We start from the raw sequence: 4297 nt of genomic DNA, 5'->3' as shown, positions 1-4297 counted from the left end.
CCACCTCCGATACGACGAAGGAATCATGACTGGCGATTCGACGGAATCCTGAAAATGAAATTGCAAGGTTCCGATGCCCGACCCATCAAAACCCTGCAATCCCAAAACCATCCACAAAGACAAATGCGATTCTGGCTCAGTCGCTTAGCCGAACTTCACGGACGACGAGATAGGTTCGATACCTGCCATCATGTTCTCGTCTTTATCGAGCGAAACCGTTCCAGCGGATACTACTCGTTCTCACTTCTCTTGGAATAGCCTCTTTGCGACTTCTCACCAAAAGCGACGTCAAAAGACGCCTGTCGATCACCCGCAGGTGCTCGCCAAATCGGTGCCCGCGGTTGGCCGGCATCGCTACCCATCCAGCCAATGCTCGCGCGTTACGGGACATACGTGGCGTTACAGCCACAGTCTGCGGAGGGAAGCATATTGAACATCCCTTCCCGGCAGAAAGCCCCAACCATAATGAAGCAGAGCGCGCAAAGGCACACGGCAGGAGCCCGACGACAAAGCGTGCACCCCCGGCAATCGCAAGCTTGTATCTTGAAGCGGCGGGGGTATGTGCTGCGTGAGGGTGGGATATGCCCTACTTATCGCTGTCCTCGCTACCAGAGGCCGGCGGCAGGTCACCGCGCCGTGCATTCCTAAGTTCGGCTCGGGAGGGATAAAATACGGCGTGGCATTCCGGGCTGAGACGAGGCCCGGAATGACGCAAACAGGTGGCAATGGCGTTCGCATCCGGAATGTATTGTCCACACAAACGTAGCGCGTCTGGTGTGCAAGCCTCGCGTTGCGCAGCACTCCCCTCTTGTCCAAGCGCGGCGGAAGCGAACATAGCCCATGTCATTCAAATCTCCTCTGCACCACATGATGAACACTTGCTTTCGAAGTAAGTTCCGGGAGAGGCCCCATGTTGAGGAAGGAGGCTGCCTCCGCTGTTTCACCTCCTTTGAGGCGACTGTGGCTTCTAAACTATTCCATGACCATCGCATGATCACTCGGCGAAGAGCTGCCACCTCGCCGCAAAAGCAGAACCAACGGAATCGCCGCCAAGGATAGGACCATCATCAGTTTGAAATCATCAATATAGCTGATGATCGAAGCCTGCATTTGAACAAGCTGATCGAGTGCGGCTCGCCCCGTCGGGCTCCATGGGCTCAATGCATGCAAGACAGCGGAGTTATCGAATGCGCGATTGGTCGCCGTGACGTGAGCCGAAATGGTGGCATGATTGATCTGTCCGTTTCGGATCAAAAGATAGCATACGATCGATATTCCAACGCTCGAGCCCACGTTGCGCGACAAGTTGTACAGCCCCGTCGCATCTCCGCGCTTCTTTTCAGGAAGGGTTGAGAAGGTCACCGTCGTCAGAGGTACAAAGAGAAATCCCAGACCTGCACCTTGGATGAATCCGGTCAGCGCAATAGTTGCTTCCGAGACGTTTTGATTCCAGCCGGTCATGTCGTACATTGCCCAGGCAGTCAGCAACAGACCGATCATCAGCAGCCATCGGGTATCGACACGCCCGATCAGGCGACCGACCAGAAACATGCAAACCATCGTTCCCATACCGCGCGGCCCCATGACGATTCCGGCCGTCACGACCGGATACCCCATCAAGGTTTGCAGAAACGGCGTCAGCAACGCGAGCGAGGCAAGATATGTGATGCCAACGATAAAGATGAAAAGCATGCCTACCGCAAAATTGCGGTCGAGGAAGAGCCGCGGATCGACGAACGAATTGCCTGCTGCCGCCGTGAAGGTGTGGACGAGAAAAACGTAGAAGGCCGAAACTGCTACGGTCGCTTCGATCAGGATCTCCAGCGAGGAAAACCAGTCAAGTTGCGCGCCCCGATCGAGGAAGACCTGCATTGCAGCGATTGCAACGCTTAAGCTCCCGAAGCCGAGCCAGTCGAGCTTGGTGTTGCCCAGTTCCTTCTTCTCCCGCAAAAACGCAGAGATTCCGCCAAATGCCAGCGCCCCAATGGGAATATTGATGTAGAAGACCCAGCGCCAGCTAAAATGATCGGTGAGATAGCCTCCGATGATGGGTCCCAAAACGGGCCCTACCATGACGGAGACCCCGAACAGCGCCATTGCGGAACCCCGCTCCTTCGCCGTGTAAACATCGAGGAGAATGGACTGCGCGATCGGCACCAGCGCGGCACCGAAGAATCCCTGAAGCAGACGAAAGGCAACGATCTGAGACAGGGATTGCGCGATGCCGCACAGGACCGAAGCGACGACGAAGCCGGCGATCGCCACCAGCAGCACGCGTTGGCGCCCGAACTTGCTGGCGAGGAAACCCGAGGGAGGCGTCATGATCGCCGCTGCGACGATGTAAGAGGTGAGAACCCAATTTATCTGGTCCGCGCTGGCTGACACACTGCCCTGGATGTACGGAAGCGCCACGTTCGCAATGGTGGTATCCAATGCCTGCATGATGACCGAGAGAATGACGCAGGCAGTAATCGCTGGGCGATTGACAGGACGTGCACCCGACTGTGGGCTAGCCATTCGATGTCCTCGATGATCCAAACAAGTCGACCAGGAAGCTCGGAAATCCGCGCGGATGGCCTGTATCAATGCTAAGCACGACGCTCATCCCCACCCGGAGCGCCGGCTTTGCGGGATCGTTTTTAACCCAGACGCGCATCGGAATGCGTTGCACGACCTTCACCCAGTTGCCGCTGGTGTTTTCTGCCGGCAAAAGCGAAAAACTCGAAGCCGACGCGGGGCTAATACTGTCGACCGTACCGACCATTTGACCCCAGGATATGTGTCGACCTCGATAACCGCGTGTTGGCCCGGCTTGACGTACGTAAGCTCGGTCTCTTTCGGGTCTGATTGAATCCAGACATCATCGGTTGAGACGATGTTGAAACCAGTTGCAGCAGCCGCGAGATATTGTCCCGGCTGCAGCGATGGCACATTGGTGACAATGCCGTTGAAAGGCGCCCTTACAACCGCATGCGCCAGCTCGCGGGCGGCTTCGTTGCGAGCGGCTATCGCATCTTTGTACCGCGGATGGTCTTCGATTGGCGCATCGGGATTCCCATTCAGGTTGGCGGCAAGTCCAGCCAATTGCGCCTGCAATGAAGCCAGCTTTTGCTGTGCCCCTTCCAATGTATTGCGCGCCGCGTCGAAGGTCGCTTGTGGCGTGAAGTGACTGGCGAGGAGCTGTTGCTGGCGTTGGAAATTGACCGTGTTGAATTCGACATCCTTTTTGGCCTGCTCGACTTGAGCCTGCATATTCCGGTAACTCGCCTGCAACGCGAGTAAATCGTTTCTCGTGTTGCCAATTTGGGCTTCTGCCCGATCAAGAGCAAACTGGAATTGCTGGGGATCGAGCTTGAACAGAATGGCGCCCTTGGCGACTGTCTGGTTGTCATGCACCAGAATTTCACTGACGATTCCGCCGACATCGGTCGACAATCCCACCTTGTCGGCCTGCACATACGCGTTCTCGGTCGACATGGTCGCTCCGCCGGTCACGTAGTAATACGTCCCGATCACAAGCGCGAGCGGGAGCAAAGCAAACATCAGGGAGCGAAGTCGTGATTTTTGGGCAGGGGGACGCTTCGTCTCCTGGGAAGGTGGTTTTTCGGGAAGAGATTCTTCGGCCGATTTGCGAACTTGGGGACTGATGGACGGAGACTCTGACTGCGCCATCCATTCTTCTTTTTTTAACGAAGAACGCCCCGCTGCATGTCGCTCCATCGCATTACATCTCCGCACTGATCTTTAACTGGTCATACGATCGTTCAGTCCATTGGTCGAGCGACCGCTTCGCAGATCGCCTCCGCGTCGACTGCGTCGTTCTTGCCCCGCTTGATGTAGGGTTTGACATATCCTGCCGGCATCAGCCGAACGTCGTGGCCGAGCGCGGTCAGCTCCCGGCCCCAATGATGAGCGCTACCGCAGGCCTCCATGCCGATCAAGCAGGGCGACAACGCCTCGAAGAACTCGATCACCTCGGAGCGGCGAAGCTTTTTACGGGCGACGACCCTGCCGGTCTCGTCGACCGCATGAACCTGAGGGCCGTGTAACGGCTTCACCGGATCCACCGTCCCGGCGACGGGACTTCGGGCATCGGGCTTCAGTTCAGCCCGGTCGCGTTCTTGATCTCCTCGACGTGTTCTATGCTGTGATCGGGCCCGCTTCGGTCCATCGGTAAGTCGTGCCATCGACCCAGATCCGATGCAGGATCACTGCGAGCTTGTCAAACGCCATCCGGAACTGCCCCCTTTGCGTCATGAAGAACTGCCCCCACCATCGGGATTATGATCTCGGTTGA

General features: G+C 56.9%; 1 protein-coding gene and 2 pseudogenes. All 3 read right to left on the bottom strand.

The genetic code is table 11. From position 1 onward, the window contains the following. Positions 1–972: 972 nt before the first annotated feature. Entirely contained in the window at positions 973–2517 is a 1545-nt protein-coding gene (locus tag AC3WLX_RS36505) for a DHA2 family efflux MFS transporter permease subunit (protein ID WP_024343493.1), read from the bottom strand. Further along, a pseudogene (locus AC3WLX_RS36500) lies at positions 2510–3720 on the bottom strand (HlyD family secretion protein). The gene AC3WLX_RS36505 and the pseudogene AC3WLX_RS36500 overlap by 8 nt, the downstream one beginning before the upstream one ends. A 53-nt stretch (positions 3721–3773) precedes the next feature. Further along, a pseudogene (locus AC3WLX_RS36495) lies at positions 3774–4067 on the bottom strand (IS110 family transposase); the annotation flags it as partial. Positions 4068–4297: the final 230 nt, after the last annotated feature.

This window comes from Bradyrhizobium sp. FW305-F6 (assembly GCF_058782905.1).
The sequence above is the reverse complement of the archived record's forward strand: the minus strand, read 5'-3'. Positions and strand labels throughout refer to the sequence as shown.

Bases quoted from the DNA above. Each gene is read 5' to 3' on its own strand.
- AC3WLX_RS36505 (WP_024343493.1), bottom strand. From the start codon at position 2,517: ATGGCTAGCCCACAGTCGGGTGCACGTCCTGTCAATCGCCCAGCGATT.